The 19315-nt window shown below is 59.3% G+C and carries 15 protein-coding genes; 9 read left to right on the plus strand and 6 right to left on the minus strand.

Going from position 1 to position 19315, the window contains the following annotated elements; all coding sequences use genetic code 11:
• Positions 1-129: 129 nt before the first annotated feature.
• The gene (rbfA, locus tag M8N44_RS09355) at positions 130-507 is read left to right on the plus strand and encodes a 30S ribosome-binding factor RbfA (protein ID WP_102721122.1); all 378 of its coding nucleotides are present in this window, start codon (positions 130-132) and stop codon (positions 505-507) included.
• Between the two features lie 233 nt (positions 508-740).
• On the opposite strand, the gene M8N44_RS09360 is transcribed toward rbfA, so the two are convergent.
• The gene (locus M8N44_RS09360) at positions 741-4778 is read right to left on the minus strand and encodes a sulfatase-like hydrolase/transferase (protein WP_180975214.1); all 4038 of its coding nucleotides are present in this window, start codon (positions 4776-4778) and stop codon (positions 741-743) included.
• A gap of 396 nt (positions 4779-5174) precedes the next feature.
• Positions 5175-5936 (minus strand): PEP-CTERM sorting domain-containing protein, encoded by a 762-nt coding sequence (locus M8N44_RS09365; RefSeq protein ID WP_022396919.1) that lies wholly within the window; start codon positions 5934-5936, stop codon positions 5175-5177.
• Positions 5937-6245: 309 nt separating this feature from the next.
• Between M8N44_RS09365 and M8N44_RS09370 the strand changes: the two genes are divergently transcribed.
• From M8N44_RS09370 to M8N44_RS09400, 7 genes are all read left to right on the plus strand, one after another.
• Entirely contained in the window at positions 6246-7739 is a 1494-nt protein-coding gene (locus tag M8N44_RS09370; protein WP_244060116.1) for a carbon starvation CstA family protein, read from the plus strand.
• A gap of 4 nt (positions 7740-7743) precedes the next feature.
• Positions 7744-9087: an MFS transporter gene (locus M8N44_RS09375; protein ID WP_180975213.1), complete on the plus strand. Its 1344-nt coding sequence runs from the start codon at positions 7744-7746 to the stop codon at positions 9085-9087.
• Between the two features lie 158 nt (positions 9088-9245).
• Entirely contained in the window at positions 9246-9839 is a 594-nt protein-coding gene (locus M8N44_RS09380; RefSeq protein WP_180972172.1) for a peptidylprolyl isomerase, read from the plus strand.
• 19 nt (positions 9840-9858) lie between these two features.
• A complete protein-coding gene (locus M8N44_RS09385; RefSeq protein ID WP_046437698.1) occupies positions 9859-10107 on the plus strand; it encodes a hypothetical protein in 249 nt (82 codons plus the stop codon).
• Positions 10108-10167: 60 nt separating this feature from the next.
• Complete coding sequence (nagA, locus tag M8N44_RS09390; RefSeq protein WP_102728594.1) at positions 10168-11316, plus strand: N-acetylglucosamine-6-phosphate deacetylase; 1149 nt, start codon at positions 10168-10170, stop codon at positions 11314-11316.
• 87 nt (positions 11317-11403) lie between these two features.
• Entirely contained in the window at positions 11404-12444 is a 1041-nt protein-coding gene (locus tag M8N44_RS09395) for a biotin/lipoyl-containing protein (RefSeq protein ID WP_102728593.1), read from the plus strand.
• A 63-nt stretch (positions 12445-12507) separates the two neighbouring features.
• Positions 12508-13071, plus strand: a complete 564-nt coding sequence (locus M8N44_RS09400; RefSeq protein ID WP_046437700.1) for a DJ-1 family glyoxalase III — start codon at positions 12508-12510, stop codon at positions 13069-13071.
• Positions 13072-13146: 75 nt separating this feature from the next.
• Here M8N44_RS09400 and M8N44_RS09405 read toward each other — a convergent pair whose 3' ends face one another.
• From M8N44_RS09405 to M8N44_RS09420, 4 genes are all read right to left on the minus strand, one after another.
• Positions 13147-14223 (minus strand): glycosyltransferase, encoded by a 1077-nt coding sequence (locus tag M8N44_RS09405; RefSeq protein WP_046437702.1) that lies wholly within the window; start codon positions 14221-14223, stop codon positions 13147-13149.
• Positions 14220-15359 carry a glycosyltransferase gene (locus M8N44_RS09410; protein ID WP_102728592.1) on the minus strand — a complete coding sequence of 380 codons (1140 nt, stop codon included), beginning with the start codon at positions 15357-15359 and terminating at the stop codon, positions 14220-14222. The genes M8N44_RS09405 and M8N44_RS09410 overlap by 4 nt, the downstream gene beginning before the upstream one ends.
• A gap of 108 nt (positions 15360-15467) precedes the next feature.
• A complete protein-coding gene (locus M8N44_RS09415; protein WP_102728591.1) occupies positions 15468-16556 on the minus strand; it encodes a glycosyltransferase family 2 protein in 1089 nt (362 codons plus the stop codon).
• A gap of 6 nt (positions 16557-16562) precedes the next feature.
• Complete coding sequence (locus tag M8N44_RS09420; protein ID WP_102728590.1) at positions 16563-17663, minus strand: glycosyltransferase; 1101 nt, start codon at positions 17661-17663, stop codon at positions 16563-16565.
• Positions 17664-18220: 557 nt separating this feature from the next.
• Here M8N44_RS09420 and M8N44_RS09425 point away from each other — a divergent pair.
• Positions 18221-19309, plus strand: a complete 1089-nt coding sequence (locus M8N44_RS09425) for a glycosyltransferase family 8 protein (RefSeq protein WP_102728589.1) — start codon at positions 18221-18223, stop codon at positions 19307-19309.
• The last annotated feature ends 6 nt before the right edge of the window (positions 19310-19315 follow it).

Below are 19315 nucleotides of genomic sequence, written 5' to 3' on the forward strand. Positions count from 1 at the left end.
ATATAACAGGGATGGACGCCCCTTTCACGCCTCTCCGGGCGTTCAAAGAAGCTCCATCCCTGTCCTTTCTCCCCCATTCTTCCTTCTCCGATTGAACCAATCGGTCCATCCATCACTCTATCCCTTCATATGAGCAGACGCACTGACAAGGTAAATGAACTCCTCCGCCGTGAAATAGGCACCACCATCCAGCGGGACTTTGAATTCCCCGGAACGATTGTCACCGTTATTGAAGTGGAAGTGACGGACGACTTGAAAGAAGGAAAAGTATGGGTAGGCGTCGTAGGAAAAATGTCCCCCGCCCAGGTGCTGGAAAAACTGAACTCCAGGCATGGCCTCATCCAGTCCGCCGTAGCCAAGCGCGTGGTGCTGCGCAACACGCCGCGCCTGTCGTTCCGGCTGGACGACTCCGCCCAGCGCGGCGTTGACCTGGTCAACCTCCTGGAAGACATTGATAAAAACCTTCCCAAAGCCCCTCCGGCCGATCCGGAAAACGGCGAGGAATAAAACCCTGCTGAACAGTAAAAAATCCTCCTTGTCTTTTTGCAAGACAAGGATTTCTTTTTCCGGCTAAAAGCACGGAGGCAATCGCCGTGCCGTGTTTACGGACAGGCAAAACGGCGAAGTGGAATTGGCAGGATGATTTCTTCAGGGGAAATTCTGTAACAGATACAAGGGCCGGGAGGCCCTTGTTCCCAGAGGAACCGTTACCGGGAAACGGGGTGGAATTTATTTCTTCCTTACCTCGTCACCTTCAACCTCAGGAACCGGCGTGCCGGGGCGCTTTCCTCCAGAGCCGCCGTATCACGGAATTCCCCGCGGACACCGGCCGGAGTGACTATTCCTTCATCGGACCATTCCTTCAAGTCGGACGAACTTTCCACACTGAACGCCACATCCGCCGCTTCCGGATTTACCGGCCAGGAAAGCACGAGGTATTTTTTGCCCCCTTCCTCCCGGATCGCCAGCCCCGTCACGCTTCCGCACGGTTTGTTGGGGTCCAGGCCCGTTGCATACTTCATCAGGTTGGTGACCCCGTCTCCGGCGGGACAGGCATCCGGAGCCATCTGGTCCTCCGGCGTTCCGTCCCCGAAGTTGTCCTTTTTCCACTTATCGTACCCTGCCGGGGCCGGAGCCGCGGACTGGGTCAGCGTGAACGTTCTTTCCTCGCCGCCGCACTGGACGGTAACCACGGCCACCCGTTCCGTTTGCTGGGCGTTGGCTTCCATTTGAATGTCCAGCGTGGCAGTTCCGGAGCCTGAAGCCGGCCGGATCGTGACGCAGGCCTGGTCACAGGAGGCCGTCCATGGAAGCTGCGTCTGCACGGTCAGCGTGGTGGAGGCAGCGGCAAACCCTACGGTTTCCTCCGTTTTGTCAATATTGACGGGGTTTACGTATTCATAGCTGAAGGCGCTGGCGGGAATCTCCTGCTTGCTTATTCCCGGCCCCTCCCATTGCATGGTGAGGGCAGAGCCGGAGGCGTGGCCCACATAACCGATGCGGATGGGATGCACCCCCGCCGCAAGCCGGACGGCCTGTACCGCATTGGGCGTGACTTCCGAACCCTGCCGGGCATTGGAGTTGGCTTCCGTGCCCGGCGTATAGGCGTAGTCGGCATCAATGAGCTGCATGCCGTGCAGGTGTACGAAGGCTTTGGATCCCGCGTTGGAATCCGTCTGAAGGTAGAATTTGTACTCCCCTGTAACGGGAACGGTAAGGTAGCCCGTGAGTTCCACCCCCTTTTGAGCGGCGGAACCGGCATTCACGCTGAGAGAAGACACAGCGCCTGTGACAGAGGGAGCCTCTTCCATCTGGCGGAAGTCGGGCACCCAGTCAAAACCACGGTTCCAGTAGCGCATCTTCAGACCTTGCCGGAGATTGGCCGGAGCCGTTGCAGCGGGCACGTCACCGGCATTCAGAGTTCCATTCGTGGAAGGCAGGGAGCGCCGCACAGACAAGGCCCGGGCCTTCATCTTCGCCTGCAAGTCCGGACGGGAGGAGGCGAGATTGGAAGCTTCCTGCGGGTCTTTTTCAGTATCATAAATCTGGAAGTCCTGATCCGTCCCGGAAATGTTGAAACGCACGCCTTTAAGGCCATCCACAAACACGACCTGCTGCAAACCGCGGGGAGAGCTTTTGTGGTGCGACAGGAAGTCCTGATAGGAGGCGCCATTGCCGCCATAGTTATATTCGGAATAAATCAGGCTCTCCTTCTGGCGTTCCGGAACGCCGGCCAGCGTCGGCAGCAGGGAAACGCCGTCGCAACGCGCAGGAACCGCCACGCCCGCCGCATCCGCAAAGGTAGCCATCCAGTCATGGAACTGGCAGGCATTCAGGCTGATGCCGTTGGCAGGAATCACGCCGGGCCAGCGCACCAGGGTGGGCACGCGCATGCCGCCCTCCCAGCAGTCGCGCTTGATGCCGTCCATCATGCCGTAGCTTTGGAAGAAGGCGGGATTCTGCGCCCCCCGCTGGTGCTGCCCGTCCGAACCGCTTTCATTATGAGGTCCGTTGTCGGAGGTAAAGACGATCATCGTGTTGTCATCAATTCCCAAATCCTTGAGCGTTTGAATCAAATCCCCCATCACATCATCCACGCGCCTGATCATGGTGGCGTGGCGTTTCTCCGTCTGGTTGGGGGAGGCGTCATTGATTCCCTCATTGTCCGGATGGATGTAGGTATCCTTGGAGAAGGTTCCTTCCACCCCGGCCGCTGCCGCCCGCTGCGCCGTAGCCGTGTTGGAGGCTTCATACCCGTCCTCATTCCCGGCCACCCACTGCAAGCCTCCCTTGAGGCCCGGTTTGGGGGGATAGGCGCACGCGGGCACCGCCAGGGAACCGTGCGGAGCGGGGAAGGCCAGGTACAGGAAGAAGGGCTGGGTGGCCGATTTGGCATGGTGGTCCACGATCCACTGCTTGGCGCGCGCGCCGAACAGGTCCGTGTCATAAGCCGTATCCGGAACCTTGTTCGTCACATTGGCGAAGGCGGGGGAAGAGGCGCCGTCATTGTATTCGTAAATGTTCTTGGATTCCGTGATGTAGTGGTAGTGCCCCGTCAGGTGCTCCATAATCCCGTAAAAGTAATCGAATCCGCGTTCGTTGGGGCGGGCATACAAGCCGGACGGCCCCTGCCCGTAGCCGCCGATGCCCCATTTGCCGACAGCCGCCGTATGGTACCCGGCGCCTTTCAGCACCGTGGCCAGCGTGTGGGAGTTTTCTATGGGATAATCAAAGCTGTTGTTGCGGATAACGCGGGAATGGCCCTGGTGCACCCCCAGCAGCAGGGAGGCGCGGGCCGGAGCGCAAACGGGCGCGGCGCTGTAATGGCGCCGCAATTGCATCCCTTCCGTCGCCATGGAATTCAGCTGCGGCGTCTTGAAGCTGTTGCGCCGCGTCACCGTTCTTCCGTTCTTGTCCTGATGGTTCCAGTTTTCTTCCAGGTCGCCCCAGCCCATGTCATCCACCAGCACGAAGATGATATTGGGCCTGGCCCCGGAAACATGCCCCGGCATGGCCGGCTTTTCCGCCACATCCGTCTGAAGCGTCAGCAATTTGGCCGCCTCATCATAATTCCATGAAACCGCCCCTTTCGGCAGTTCCTTCACGGTGATGGAGGCGGTCGTTTCCGGCTTGAACTGCACGCCCAGCGTATGCCTGCCCGGCCACGCGGCAATGAGATCTTCAAAAGAGGAATCAAACAGGACAACGTATTCCCGCGCCTGCAGGGAGGGGCTCTCCGGCTGTACGGCTGACTTTTGCGGCACGCCGTCCAGCACGGATACATGGACGCGCCCCAGCGTCAGGGAAGAGCTGGGCAGGGAAATGTCCCCCTCCACGGAAAGAGCGCCTCCGGGCGCATAAGTGATCGTCCCCGGAAACGTGCCGCTGCCGCCCAGCGTGCAGCTCCCCTGCACCACCAGGTCCACCGCCGGAATCTCCCCGTCAAAATGGATGGAGGAGTTGTTCAGCGTAATCGTTACATTCCTGCCCACGTTCCGGATTTCCCCCGCCTTGACGTGCCGGTCCGTATAAGTCACCCGGGCGTCATCCAGAATCGTCTGTTTCAGCGTCCCCTTGTCACCGGTAATGCCGGATGAGCCGGAAAGCGTCACATTCCCGTCCACTCCAGTTTCCGCCAGGTCCAGCGTGGAATTTTCCAGCGCAAATTCCGTGTTCGCGCCGATGTTCCATTGGCCGGACGCCTTGGCAGAGGTTCCGGAAAAAGTCACGGAGGCCTTCTCCTGCGTCACCAGGGAGCCCTGGTACAGGGACATGCCCTCCAGCCGCCCGGCGTCTTCCACCGTAATCGTATTGCTCATGCCCCGGTCCGCCAGGTCCAGCGTGGGCATTCCCTTCCCGGCATTCATTACAAAACCGATGAGGCCGGAAATATTATTCAGCAGCATTCCTTCTCCAATGCGCACGGCTCCCCCTCCCGTCACCGTCACGCGCCGCGGAGCATCATTTTCAGAAGTCAGGGAATACAATCCTCCGGAGGGAGCTCCATCGTCCTGCCCCACATAAAAACAGCGGCCTTCTGCCACATTCCACTCCTGGTCGGCGGCTACGCGCAGCTGCGCAATCCCGAAATCCGCATTATAACCGCCCGTGCTCGTGTTTTCCACGGTAATGCCGCCCGTCTCCACGCGCAGATATACGCCGGAAGAAGTATTCAACACGAAGAGCTGGACCTTTCCTCCCGGCTGATTGTTAACTCCCGCCACCCGGATTCCTTTCAAATACCGTCCTCCGGACCCCAACCCGCCTATATTGGTCATGCCAGCCGAGTCTGTCCCGTTCGTGACCATCCAATGCGTGTAGGCGGAGGCCGACGCGCCGGGAGCAGCCGCCGGCGCGCTTCCGTTCAGAGCCCAGTTTGACAAGTTCGACCAGGGAGACGCCGCCCCTTTCCAGACATATTCATCGGCGGCAGACCTGGCTGGCGCGAGAAATAATAAAGAAGGAACAAGAACAGATAAGAAACGGTACAGGAACATGGCAAGCTGGCGGAAAAGTGATTCAAGAGGCATCAGGCTAAAGAACAAACTGCCTGAGGAATCATGTTGATTACTGATATTAAATATTAAAAAGTGTTAGATTCTGCTAACTGAAAATAAAAAAGCCGCCAATTTCAAAAAACGGACGGCTTGATCAAATGTTTCAGGAGCATGGACTTAAAGTCTGCGGCGGCGCATCATCAGCGCAGCCAGCCCCAGAAGACCCAGGGAGGCCGTGGCAGGTTCGGGAACCACCAAATCACCGTTAATCTGAATTCCCGAAAGCCCGGCAAAGCAGCCCTTGTTATAAGCGCTGTTATTGGAAGCCGTGATGGTGATGGTCAGGGATTCCCCGGCTTTCAGCAGAAAATCATCGTACGTGTGGCTTCCCGTATGAATGCCGGTCCATGCGCCGGTGGAACCATTGGCGGCGGTGGAACCGTTATAGGTCAGCGTCTGGTCCGGCTGCCCGTCAATGGAGAGAGTCATATCGACAGGTTTGTTGAAATTGCCTTCATATCCGCCCACATAACCATTATTGGCTATACCGCCACCGCCATTCTGGGCAGCCCCCGCACCCGTGAACCCGACCATGGACAAGTCAATGGAAGATATCAGCATGTCGTGGGAACCGGTATTGGTGAATGTGAAGGAAACGCTCCATGTATTGTTTCCGGCGCCTCCCACATTGGCATTGGGAGAAAACACGGAGGCCGGAATGGAACCTGAGGCCAGGAGGTCATTGCCCGAGGTGCTCTTGCTGAAATCGTCAGAACTGATCGAGGTGGAGGAAGTGAGCCCTACATCGGATGTCGTGTTCACCGTGACGGTATCCAGGGAAGTGCCGGTCCGGTTAAAAGTAGTGGAACACAACACCGCAGCCTGGGAAACTGCTGTTCCAAAAGTCAGGGAGGCAATGATTATCAATGATTTCTTCATAACTAGGAGAGGTTGGATGAAAGCAACCTTTATCCCTTAGCGGATTGCCAATCCGAAGTCAACAATAAATGATAAAAACAAGATGTTTAGGAAGATAAACGCCCAGGGGCGTTTTCTGATGAGAGTTTCTTTTTTGGGAATTTTAAATCGTTGTAAAATTCCTAATGCCAGATTTTTATGCATAAAAATGGCACATCGGATTTCTTTTTCGGATTGGCAATCCGTTCCGTATTTTTTTCTCTTTCACTAACGGCTTGCCAGAAGAGAGGAGAACAGTTAAGTTCCCCGAACGGACAGCCTGTCCATGAGATGGCTGGACCTTTTTCCAACATGAACGGTTACTGCTACTTCATTCTGGGGATATTGATCCTGGCGGCCGGTTATTTCACCTACGGGCGGGTGCTGGAAAAGATTTTCCGGCCGGACGCCTCGCGGCAGACTCCCGCCGTGGCCTGCACGGACGGCGTGGATTACGTGGTGATGCCGCGCTGGCGCGTGTTCCTGATTCAGTTGCTGAACATTGCGGGGCTGGGCCCTATCTTCGGCGCCGTCATGGGCGTGCTGTACGGGCCGGCCGCGCTCCTGTGGATCGTCATCGGCTGCATCTTCGGCGGAATGGTGCACGATTACTTTTCCGGCATGATTTCCCTGCGCCACAAGGGGGAAAACCTGCCGGAAATCCTGGGCCGCTACCTGGGCAGCCAGGCCCAGTGGATCAGCCGCGCCGTCTGCATCGTGTTCAGCGTGCTGGTGGGCGTCGTCTTCGCCGTGGGCCCCGCCGCCATCCTGGCCCCCATGACTGGCTGGAGCGTTTCTGCATGGGTGTGGATCATCTTCGGCTACTACTTTCTGGCGACCATCCTTCCCATCCAAGCCATCATGGGAAAGGTGTATCCCCTTTTCTCCGTCGCCCTGATCATCATGGTCGTGGGCATTCTGGGCGTGATGCTCCTGGCTCCCTTTGCGGAATTCATGCCGTACTGGATGCACATTCCTTCTATGGAAGTGCTCCCGGACCTGGACTTCTTCCATAACCGCCACCCGGCGGATTTCCCGCTCTTCCCCGTGATGTTCATCACCATCGCCTGCGGAGCGGTGAGCGGCTTCCACGCCACGCAGTCCCCGCTGATGGCGCGCTGCCTGAAAACGGAGCAGGAAGGACTGCCCGTCTTCGGCGGAGCCATGATTACGGAAGGAATCATCGCCTTCATATGGGCGGCCGCCGCGCTGACCTTCTACGGCACCCCGGAAGCCCTGGGAGCGGCTACCGCCAACGGAAAGGCCCCGGCGCTGGCCATCCAGATGATTTCCGAATCCTGGATGGGCCACGTCGGCTCCATCCTGGTCATGGTCGGCGTGGTCATCCTCCCCATCAGCACGGGGGACGGCGCCCTGCGGGTCACGCGCCTGATGATTGCGGATTGCTTCAAGCTGAACCAGGAGCAACTGAGCCGCCGCCTGATGATCGCCATCCCCCTCTTTGCCGCAGCCATTGCCGTAAGCAGCATGGACTACGCCATCATCTGGCAGTACTTCGGCTGGGCCAACCAGCTCCTGGCCGCCGCCACCCTCTGGGCCGTCTCCATTTACCTGCGCAGCAAAAACCGCTGCTGCTGGACGGCCGCCGTTCCCGCCGCCTTCCTGAGCCTGGTGGTGCTCCAGTACCTGTTCTCCAGCCCGGAAATGTGCGGGTTCAGTTATGAAGCTTCCCTGGTCTGCAGCGTCCTGCTCGTGGCCGTCATCGGCGTGCTGTGCCTGTTCCGCGGCTCCGGACTGGAAAAAGCGGAGGAGCCCAACCTGTAATTTCATGAACCCCAGCCCCCATACGCCCGGAAACGCCGGCAAGGTTCCATGGGGAGCCTTCTGGCGACTCGTGCTGATCCAGGCGCAGAATTCCTTTAATGAAAAGGGGGCGCAATTCCTGCTCATTCCCCTGGGCGTCTGGCTGTACGGCACGCAGGGAGACCTGGAATACCCGCTTGGGGCCATCATCGTGCTGCCCTTCATCCTGTTTTCCCCGTTCGTCGGCTGGCTCTCGGACCGTTTCTGCAAGGCGCGCATCATCCAGTCCATGGCGCTGCTCCAGATCTGCGTGCTGGCGGGCATGTACTGGAGCCTGCGTACCCATAACCTGGACGGGGCCATCCTGTGGTTCTGCGTCTTTGCCGTGCAGGCCACCATCTTCAGCCCGTCCAAGAAGGGCATCGTCAAGGACATCGTGGGCACCTCCCGCATGGGGTTCGCCAGCGGCATTGTGGAAATGGCTTCCATCCTCAGCCTGCTCATCGGCCAGATCGGCGTTTTCGTCTGGTTCCGCTACCTGCTGGAGCCTTCCACGGATACCGTCTGGCACCACTGGCTGGGGGAAGGCTTCTTCCAGTGGTTTGACGCCTGGCTGAAACCCTCCGGCCTCAACGACGGCTGGTATGCCGCCTCCTTCCCCTGCCTGGTGTTCCTGCTGATGGCCGTTCCCGTGGCGATTTCCAGCTTCTACCTGCCCCGGTACGCTCCGGAGGGTTTCCGGCCCTTCTCCTGGTCCCTGTTTTACGAACACTTCCACCAACTGGGCAAGCTGTGGAAAAACCGCAACCTGCGCGTCAGCGAGATGGGCATCGGCTACTTCTGGTTCTTCGGCGGCACGATCATGCTGATGACCATCCAGATGGCCAAGGAAATCTCCGGCGGCAGCGACGATTTCAGCTCCGTGGGAGCCGTGCTGATGGCCTGGATGAGCGGAGGAACCGTGCTGGGGGGCATCCTGGCCTCCCTGATCTGCCGCCGCCACATCCGGATGAACGTCTCCGTGGCGGGAGGCGCGCTGATGGCGCTGAGCTGCGTGGCCCTCTCTACGGTCTCCATGACTTCCACGGTCTTTTATGCTCTGCTGATGGCGGCGGGCATCTCCGCCGCACTGTTCCTGGTGCCGCTGAACGCCTTCTTCCAGGACCGGGCGGACAACGACAAGCGCGGGGACATGATTGCCGCCGGCAACCTGGTGGACTGCGTGCTGGGACTGATGGCCGTCGGATTCCAATACGCCATGATGCTGGTGATTCCCCCCTCCTGGCAATTCGTCGTCATGGGAATCCTGAGCCTCGGCATGGCGTGGGTGATCTTCCGTTTTTCCCGCGTGGCGCCGGGCGCAAGATAAAATGTACTGGCAATCAGGCAGTAATCTTTAAAAATCCTCCTTTTAAAGAAAAACCTTTCCCTCCTTCCGCGCACCCTGCGCCATTCTCCCGTCAGGGCGCGCGATTTACTTGCAAACCCGCTTTTATTCAGGCAACATAGGGGGGAAAACAAGAAGCTATGAAAAAGTATCTTACCCTTCTGTTGTGTTCCCTGTGCGCCCTGGCGGGCTTCACCGCCTCTGCGGCATCCACTGCTGGCCTCAAGGACGTCAATATCGTCATCTCCACCACCAAGGGGGACATTGAACTGGCCCTTTACCCCTCCAAGGCGCCCGTCACCGTAGCCAATTTCCTGAACCTCATCAACAGGGGCTACTACAAGGGAATCTCCTTCCACCGCGTGATTCCGGACTTCATGATCCAGGGCGGCGACCCCACCGGCACGGGCATGGGAGGCCCCGGCTACAGCTTTGAAGACGAGTTTTCCCCGGACCTCAAGCATGATGGCCCCGGCGTGCTTTCCATGGCGAACGCGGGACCCGGCACCAACGGCTCCCAATTCTTCATCACCCACGTTGCCACGCCTCATCTGGACGGCCGCCATACGGTTTTCGGGAAGGTGCTGAAAGGCCAGGCCATCGTCAACTCCATCGTCCGGGGAGACAAGATCAAGGACATCCGCATTCTGGACAAGAACGCCGCGGCCGCCGTGCTGAAGGCGGAAGCCGCCCGCGTGGCCCAGTGGAACAAGGCGCTGGACGCCGCCAAATAAACCGGGAGCAATCAACGGCATGAATATTCTCAGGCGGTTCATCAACCAGGTCTTCACTCCGCAGAAAGTGGAGGCCACGCCGGAGAACGTCGCCAAATGGGAAAAAAAAGCGCCCGGATGGACCATCCGCTGCAACCGCTGCGGCCTGGAGGAACCCTTCGGGAAATACGGCATCCTTTACAAATCGGCAGGCAGGAAAAGGAACTTTGCCCGCTGTCCCCGCTGCCGCAAATGGTCGTGGCTCGTCATTTCCGGAAAAACGGCATGAAACAACCCCGTATTCATCATCAAGCGACTCTAAAAATCCATCCACCAACCATTCATTTTTATGAAAACACTCATTAAAAACGCACGCATCATCTCCCCCGGCATTGACCTGCCCGGGGCTGCCGTGGAAATCGAAGGCAAGACCATCACCGCCGTCTATCCCGCCGGGAGCGAACTCCCCGCCGCAGACAAGGTGGTGGATGCGGAAGGCCGCATGCTCCTTCCCGGTTTCATTGACATCCACAGCCACGGCGCCGGCGGCTGCGACACCTGCGACGCCAAGCTGGAAAGCCTCCGCACCATTGCGGAATGCAAGATGAAGGAAGGCGTCACCTCCTGGCTGCCGACCACCCTCACCCTGTCTCCCAAGGTGCTGGAAGACGTGTGCGCCTCTGTGGCGGAATACATGAAGAACCAGGAATTCGCCAAGACGCCCGGCATCCATCTGGAAGGGCCGTTCATCAATCCCAAGTGCTGCGGCGCGCAGAATCCCGCCTTTGTCCGCCAGCCGGACTATGATGAAGTAGCCAACCTGAACTCCATCGCCAAGGTTCTGCTGGTCTCCCTGGCGCCGGAAATGCCCGGAGCCGTGGAATTCATTGAAAAAGCCACGGCCAGCGGCATCCGTTGCTCCGCCGGGCACAGCGCGGCCACCCATGCGGACTTCAACAAGGCGAAATCCGCGGGCCTGGTGCACCTGACCCACTACTGCAACCAGATGTCCCCCCTGCACCACCGTGAAATCGGCCTGGTGGGCTCCGGCCTGCTGGACAGGGAAATCAAGATTGAAATCATCTGCGACACCATCCACCTCTGCGCGGACATGCTCAAGACCGTGTTCAAGAACAAGGAAACGGACCAGATGATGATGATTACGGATTCCCTGGCCTGCTCCTGGATGCCGGACGGCCCCGGAGACCTGGGCGGCCTACCCATCATCGTGAAGGACGGCGTGGCGCGCCTGCAGGAATCCGGCGCGCTGGCCGGCAGCACCCTCAAATACGCCCACGGCCTGAAAAACGTGCACCGCCTGACCGGCAAGCCCCTCAGCGACCTGGTGAAATCCACCTCCTGGAACCAGGCGCAGTCCCTGGGCCTGGAAGGCCTGGGCAAAATCGCCCCCGGCTTCACGGCAGACATGGTTCTGCTGGACGATGACTTCAACACCTGCAAGGTGTTCATCGACGGCGTGGAAAAATACAGCGCGTAACCGCGCACCCGCGCGCCGGACGGGACGGAAACCCTTCCGGCGCGCCATCCCCCTCTTACCGTATTCCAACGTTCAACATTCACCTCCATGGCTATTACCATTGAAATGCCCCGCCTGTCCGACTCCATGCACGAAGGAATCGTCCTGAGATGGGTCAAAAAGATAGGAGACTTCGTAGAAGTCGGCGACCATCTGGCCGACATCGAGACGGACAAGGCCCACGTGGAACTCCAGGCATGCGAGGACGGAACCCTGATGGAAATCCTGGTGCCGGAAGGCGGTTCCGCCGCGGTGGGCGCTCCCATTGCGCTGCTTCAGTCGGAATTCGGCGCCGCCTCCTGCGACTGCCCTCCGTGCCCGCCCGTCAAATGCAGCCCGCTGGCCGCCAGGCTGGCCGCGGAAGCCGGGCTGAACGCCGGAACCCTGCGCGGCACCGGACCACGCGGCAAGATCATGGCCGCGGACGTGCGCGCCTCCATACGCCCCGCAGACGGCCCCGCCCGCCGGGTGCAGACCCCGCTGGCGCCCCGGGACACGCGCCACGCCACGCGCGTGGATAATTTCTACCTGTACTCCCTGGAGGCGAACATGGCCTACCTGGCCGCCATCAGCACGCCCATCGCCGTCCAGTGCGAAAAACTCATCGGCGGCCGCTACAGCCTCTTTGACTACGTGGTGCGCGCCGCGGTGAAAGCGTGCATCAGCGAGCCGGAATGGCTGGCGGGAGACTCCGCCGCAGAACTGCTCATGGTGCTGGACAAGGGGGAAAAATACGTCTTTATTGAAAACGCCTCCGGCAAGACGATTTACAACATCGCCATGGAACGGCTGGCCGCCCCCGCGGCAGGGCCGCCCCCCGCGGGCAGCATCACGCCCAACATCCTGCTCTGCGACAGCGGCGTGAACGTGGAAGCCCAGCGCACCGTGCTCCCGGAAATGCCCCACAGCATCATCAGCATCGGCGGCACCACGCCGAAAACGGGCATAGAAGCGGGACGCCCCGTGTCCAAGCTCATCCTGCCCGTCACCCTGTACGTGAACGCCAACATCCTGCCGGAATGCAAGGCGTCCAAAATTGCCGCCGAATTCAAGACGCTGCTGGAAAATCCGGTCCTGCTTCTCCTGTAGGGCTGCCGGCATCCTGCCCCCTTTTCCTTGAACGTTCCATTCCCTCCCCTTGTCTCATTAACCATGAAAAAAGCCGCCATCCTCGCCGCCCCCGGATTTGAAGAAATCGAACTCATGGCTCCGCTGGACATCCTGCGCCGCCTGAACTTTGACGTGCAGCTGGCCGGCGTGCAGTCTGACAAGGTGGTCAGCACCCATGACGTGACCGTCACCACGGACACCATGCTGGACAAGCTCCATGCGGACAAGCTGGACGCCCTGATCCTGCCCGGCGGCGCAGGCGCCTGGGTGCTCCGCGACACGCCGGAAGTCATCCACCTGGTCAAGAAGATGCATGCCGCGGGCAAGCTGGTGGCCGCCATCTGCGCCGCCCCTATCGTTCTGGCGAAAGCCGGTCTGGTCAAGGACAAGAACGTTACGGCCTACCCGGCCCAGGACGTCTACCGGGAACTCAATGAGGCGGGAGCCCACATCGTGAAGGATGAAAACGTGGTGCTGGACGGCAATATGCTCACCGCCAACGGTCCCGGAGCCGCCACGCTCTTCGGCTACTGCATCGGGGAATACCTGGGAGAAGACCTCCAGGTAGCCCAGCTCAAGGAGCAGATGTGCTACACGGGCCTGTAGGATTCCGGAAAGCATTCCGGCTCCTTCACGGTCTCATACCACACCAAAAAACCGAGGGAAGAAGGGTTTTCCCTCTCACCTCGCCAAGTGCCTTTTCAGGGTATAATAAGCCCCCCGGCGTCCTTTGCGGGATGACATCAGGCGGGCACGCAGGGAAGAAAAGAAATTGCCCTGGAGGGGATAGTCCAGCAGAAGGCGGCAGAACGCCTGGTCCCACCGGTCCAGCCGGGAGAGGGCTTTCTCCCCGCCCACCAGTTCCAGCCATTTTTTCCACCCGGACAGGAGGGTTTCCCGGTCTTCCGGCGACGCCTTGAAGAAGGCCCCTTCTTTCATGATGAAGTGCCTGCGGATGAATTCCATGTAGTAGTCCACCAGCCCGAAGACGGCGGGGGAATCCAGCAGGCCGTGCCGCTGCCAGAAACGGGCCACCCGGTCCATGCCCAGCAGGTCCATGCGGAAGTCGCCCAGCAGCAAGTCCCGTCCATACGTGGCGGAGCCGGGACGTTCCCTGCGGTAATGGTAAAAACGGTCCGACAGGGTCCGGAGCCGGGGTGCGAAGGGCAGCAGCATCAGCAGGAAGGCCAGGTCCTCCCCTTCCTTCAAGCCCACCACAAAACGGAGGGAATGTTCTTCCACCAGGCTTCTGCGGACCAGTTTGTTGTATACGGGACCCACGCACCGGCACCAGGCGGAACCGCGGCGGAATTGCTCCACCCGTTCCTCCGGATAAAATTCATCATCCGGGGACCAGCCGCCCTCATGGACGACCACACCGTCTTTTTCCACGAATTCCCGGCAACCGCACACCACGACGTCCGCATCATTCTTTTCAGCGGCGCCAAGCAGGCGCGAGAACATCCTCCGGTCCACCCGGTCATCCGGGTCCACAAAGCCCACGTATTTTCCCTCCGCGGCATCCAGCCCGGCATTCCGGGCCGCGGACACTCCGGCGTTGGACTGGCTGATAACCCGGAGGCGATTGTCTTTTTCCCGCCACCTGTACAGAAGCTCCAGCGTCCCGTCCGTGGAGCCGTCATCCACGCAGATGATTTCCATGGGACCCAGCGTCTGCTCCGCCAGGCCGGACATGCATTCGTCCACGTAGGGCGCTACGTTGTAACAGGGGACAATGACGGAAACGGCGGTCTTCATGATAATCCGGATAACAGGAGCTTAAGACGGTGGTACCGCCCTTTTCTTCCGCTGCATGCCGACATCAGGGTACTGTGAAGACGCGCGCAGGGACCGAGCTTTACCGGTTCCGCACCCAGCAGGCGGCAGAACGCGCGGTCCCACTTGTTCAGTCCTGCAAAGCCGGGACCGATTTCCACGCCTTTCAACCATTTGCGGTAACGCGCCGCCAGTCCCCTGCGTTCCTCTTCATCCAGCCGCCGGAAGATTTCCTCTGCGGAGGTGACGTGAGCCAGCAGATAACGCTTCATGATATGGGCCAGCCAGCCCTGCCTGACGGCAGATTCCAGCCAGCCGATTTTTTCCCAGTAGGCCGTCACATATTCCAGACGGTCCATGTTCATGGAGTAAAACCATCCGTCCCGGTCCCAGACGTCGGAAAGGGATCCGGCCCTTTTCCTGCGGTAAAAGTACAGTTGATCCGGAATGACTGCGAGCCGTGACGCGTGGGGAAGCGCCGTCAGCCAGAAAATGTCATCTTCCCCGCCGCGGAACCCTGGTTTCATGCGCAGGCCGTTTTCTTCAAAAAAGGAACGCCTGTACACCTTGTTCCATACCACCACGTCCATCCGGAGCCATACGGACTCACCGCTGAAACAGGATTTTTTGGCATCAGGTTCAAATCCGGGTTCCGGCGCGTGCCCGGCGTCTTCCATCACCGTGCCGTCTTCTTCGGAAAAGGAGGTATATCCGCAAGCCGCCACCTCCGCACCATGCCGCTGCGCGGTTTCCACCAGCCGGGCATACATGGAGGTATCCACGTAATCATCCGGATCCACAAAGCCGATGTATTCACCCGCCGCCGCATCCAGCCCCGCATTGCGCGCGGAAAAGGCGCCCCCGTTTTCCTGGTGAATCACCCGGATGCGGGCGTCCTTTTCAGCCCATCCGCGCAGTACGGCCGGCGTATCGTCCGTGGAGCCGTCGTTGACACAGATGATTTCCAGGTCTTCCCAGGTCTGCCGGACCAGGCTTTCCAGGCATTCATCCAGATAAGGAGCAACGTTGTAGCAGGGTAAAATAATGGAAACAGTACCATCCATAGAGAAATCGGGAGTATCATTCAGTTTTTCATGGGAAAAACCAGCGGAAACCATGATTCATGATGCCCGCGCCTTTTCCCGCAACGGCTACCTTACTTCAACACAGGCGTTCCCGCAAGCCCCAACGATGCGCAGAATGTTAAGAACCAGTCCGCCGGGAAGCTATTTCCCACCGCCGCAAGAGGAAAGCTTCCCTTTAAGCCTGTAGTAACGTCCCCGCCGTCCGCGGCAGCGGGAGAGAAGCTTCCACCACGCACGGGACAGGAAGCCGGGATGTTCCGGCGGAGAAGCCAGCATCCGGCATAGCTCAAAGTCCCATTTGCCGAGAGTCCGGAACGCTTCCGCTTCCCCCGCCAGGGCAAACCATTCCCGGCATTTGCCGCGCAGGCGCCCCCATTCCTCCTCACTCAACTGCGGCAGGGGCTGCCCCGGATTCAGCAGCCGGACCAGAAGATAATGCCTCAGAGCCCGGAGTACCCAGCCGCGCTCCAGGCCGGATTCCAGCCAGCCGCATTTTTTCCAATACTCCGTAGCATGCAGCAGCCGTTCCGCCACCAGCAGGAGGGGACGTTCCTGCGCTTCCAGCATCTGGGAGACGGAGCCGTGCCTCTGGCGGCGGTACCAATACAAGCGGTCCGGTATCACAGCCAGGCACGTGGCATGGGCCAGCACCATCAGCCAGAGGACGTCGTCCTCCATGGATCTGAAAGAAGTTTCAAAACGGAGACCGTGCCGGTCCAGAAAATCTCTCCGGTACAGCTTGTTGCATGTCACCACGTCCATCCGCTCCCAGACGGAGTTCGTTCGCATCACGTCTGACTGCACCCCCTTGTCCACGCCCGGAGCCGGAGACCAGCTCAGTTCCTCCAGCACGGAGCCGTCTCCGTCGGAAAAGCTGGTGTAGCCGCAGGCTGTCACATCAGCGCCATGCCTGCGGGCTTCCTCCACCAGGCGGGCAAACATGGAAGGTTCCACATAGTCGTCCGGATCCACAAAACCCACGTATTCACCTCCGGCCATATCCATTCCGAGGTTCCGCGCCAACGCCTGCCCTCCGTTTTCACGGTGAATGACGCGGATGCGGTCCTCCTTTTCCGCCCATGCGTCCAAAAGAGCCGGGGTCACGTCCGTAGAACCGTCATTCACGCAGATGATTTCAATATTCCGCAAGCTCTGGTTCACCAGGCTGTCCAGGCAGGCCTCCACATACGGGGCCACATTGTAACACGGAACAATAATGGAAACGGACATGGTGCATCAGCTATGGGTTTTACCTCCGCAGGAAGCCAGAAGCAGACGGAGAGCGTAATAGCGACCGCGGCGCCCTTTGCGGAGGGAAAGGCGTTTCCACAAGATGCGGGACAGCAAGCCGGGACGTTCCGCAGGTCGTTCCAGCAGGCGGCAAAAAGCTGTTTCCCATTTGTCAAGACCCTGCAACCGCTCCGTGCCTTCTACCAGGGAGAACCATTCCCGGAACTGGCCGTGCAGCTGCGCCCATTCCCCCGCAGTCAGACGTGGGAGCGGCTTGTGCGCAGGCACCAGATGGACAAGCAGGTAGTACCAGAGGGCATGCAGAACCCAGCCGCGCTCCAGGCCGGATTCCAGCCAGCCGCATTTTTTCCAGTAAGCGGTGGCATGGAGAAGACGGTCCGCAACGAGGGGCAACGGGCACCCCTTCTCCTCCCATGCCAGGGAGATGGCGCCCTTCCTCTGGCGGCGGTACCAGTATAATTGATCCGGAATCACAGCCAGCCGGGTAGCGTGGGCCAGCACCATCAGCCAGAAGGCATCGTCCTCCCCCTGCCGGAAGCGGGGCTCAAAGCGGAGGCCGTTCCTTTCCAGGAATTCCCTCTTGTAAAGCTTGTTCCATGCCACGGCGGCCATCCTTCTCCATACGGCATTTTCCTGAAAAACGCATGCCTGTACATTCTCTTCCACTCCTTCTTCCGGTGACAGGCTCCATTTTTCCAGTATGGAACCGTCACGGTCGGAAAAACCGGTATAGCCGCAGGCCGTCACATCCGCATCACTCCTGCGGGCTTTTTCCAGCAGGCGGCCATACATGGAGTGTTCCACGTAATCATCCGGGTCCACAAAGCCGATATATTCCCCGCCAGCCAGGGCCATGCCGGTATTGCGCGCCGCAGAAAGGCCGCCGTTTTCCCGGTCCACCACCCGGATGCGGCCATCCCTTTCAGCCCATGCGCGCAGGATGGCTGGGGTATCGTCCCCGGAACCGTCATTCACGCTAATGATCTCAAGGTCCCCCAGCGTCTGGAGAGTTAGGCTTTCCATGCATTTATCCAGATAAGGAGCTACATTATAACAGGGGACGATGATGGAAACAGCCGCGCTCATACCAAGAAAACCCTATGTAAACGGATTTCAAATCCGGGGTCAAGGGCCGATTTTCATACCAAGGAGCTTACGTTGCGTGGCCCTTCCTCGAGGGGAAACCGTTTTCCCCCGGAAAAAGCCTTCCGGAATTACGCAACGGAAACCTGGACCGCGGCAAGCCTCTCAGCCGTTGAAATGCATGCATTCCGTCAGGACGCACTGGCTTTCAGGAAAGAGAGTTCGCTGCCTCCCGGTTTGGCTTCCGGAAGCCGCAAGCGTTTACGGCGCTCCAAACGGTACGGGAATCATTCCATATTAATCCATGACGGATTTGAAATTCGTATGATGCCCAAACAAAATATGAGCGTTTTCACCGCCGGGAATGTCCCATGCAGAGAATAACGGAACGCCGGAACAGGGATGCCCGTTTTCCCTGTTTCAACAGCTCTTCCGGTATTCATCTCCGCCATGAAAAACAAGACCTTTCTCCCAACTACCTTTATACCGGAATTCCCGGCAGGCACCGGAAACGCTTTCAGCTTTTCCCATTCTTCTTCATGACCTGTTGAATTCCTTTTATGCCGACTATCTCTCCCTTATCCGGCATGGCGGAACCTCCCGTTTCCGTCATGTTCGCCGTCACTTCCTCCTGGCTCATCCCGCTGGCCGTGGCGATACGCTCCCTTTGCGTGCATTCCGATCCGCGGCGGAATTATGAACTCCATATCGTTCATCATGGATTGGAGGAAGAGCAGATGAAGGAACTGGGAAAAGCCGTTTCCAGCTATCCCCGCGTCTCGCTGGGGTTTTGCAGGCTTCCGGAGAGGCTGCTTCGCATTCTGCAGCACAGGGATTGCGGACGGTTCTCCCCCCTCACATATGGACGCCTGCTGGCCGCCGCCCTGTTCCCCCGGCACGACAGGGTGGTTTACCTGGACGTGGACGTGCTGCTGAATGGAGACGTGGCCGAACTTTACGATGCGGACCTGCACGGCGCGCCGATAGGCGCCGTCCGGGACTGCGCCGTCCTGCAAAGCATCAGTACGGGCCGCCTTCCCGACCATCTGGAATACATCAGCGGCATGGGGGTAACGAATCCGCGCCTGTACTGCAATACCGGGGTCATGGTCATGGACCTGGTCCAGATGAGGGAGCAGGAAACGGAAGACAGGCTGCTGAGGCTGCTTGAGGCCCATCCGGATTCCTTTCCGTACGTGGACCAGGACATTATCAACATTGTCTTTCACGGCCGCATTGCTCCGCTGCCCCTCCGCTGGAATTACCACTTCCAGTTTGAGCTGCACCATGCGGGAATGGCGGACCTCATCTCCGGCACCGAGTTTGAAGAAGCTCCGGCCCTGTTTGAAAGCCGTTCCTGGAAGCTTTTCCACCTGGTGGGTGATTACAAGCCGTGGCTGCCGCCGGATATGGAAAAAATCTACCACCGCCTGTATCTCGCCCTCTGGTGGCCCCTTGCCCGGCAAACTCCGGCTTTCCGCAGGGAGCTGCGCGCCCTGTACCGGCAATTCACGCGCGCCTTCCGTTCCCGGCTGCGCCACCACCAATGGAGCCTCCCCGTCTCTCCGGGCCGGAATTTCCGGAAACGCCGGGAGAAAATCAAAACCCTTCAACGCCAACTGGCCGTGTTTGACGGCTCATGGCCCTGATTCCAT

Source organism: Akkermansia massiliensis (assembly GCF_023516715.1).
In the GTDB taxonomy this organism is placed as follows: Bacteria; Verrucomicrobiota; Verrucomicrobiia; order Verrucomicrobiales; family Akkermansiaceae; genus Akkermansia; species Akkermansia massiliensis.